We start from the raw sequence: 515 nt of genomic DNA on the forward strand, positions 1-515 counted from the left end.
TCTATTTATAACAACCGTAACAGCATTCATGTCGTAAACGTCTTAAACAACGGCGCGATCAATGGTCTACCGGATGACGCCGTGATTGAATGCAGTGCAGTGATTGGTAGTTGGGGAGCAAAACCACTTGCTGTTGGTGAGCTATCAAACAACATCAAAGGACTACTGCATCAAGTGAAAGCTTATGAGCAGTTGACGATAGAAGCCGCTGTTGAAGGTAACTACGACAAAGCATTGATGGCATTAACGAATAATCCTTTGGTGCCAGACATTGGTCGAGCGAAAGCGATATTGGATGAGCTGTTAGCGGTTAATGCGCCTTATTTGCCTCAATTTAAACTTACAGCGTTGTAATACTAAGGAAGAGCGTCAATGAAAGTCATTTTTAATGCGGACGATTTTGGTCTGACTCAAGGTGTTAATAACGGCATTGTAAAGTCCCATCAAGATGGTGTCGTGAAATCGACTACTATGATGGTAGGGATGGATGCCGAGCAGAATGCAATCGAGTTAGC

Annotated in this window: 1 protein-coding gene and 1 pseudogene; both read left to right on the plus strand. The window is 43.3% G+C overall.

Annotated elements, in window-relative coordinates; translation table 11 throughout:
* A pseudogene (locus R7Q48_RS31150) lies at positions 1 to 354 on the plus strand (6-phospho-beta-glucosidase); the annotation flags it as partial.
* 18 nt (positions 355 to 372) lie between these two features.
* Positions 373 to 515: ChbG/HpnK family deacetylase (locus R7Q48_RS31155; protein ID WP_318134292.1), on the plus strand; the 143-nt coding region annotated here is incomplete at its 3' end.

This window comes from Vibrio sp. 378, from assembly GCF_033339435.1.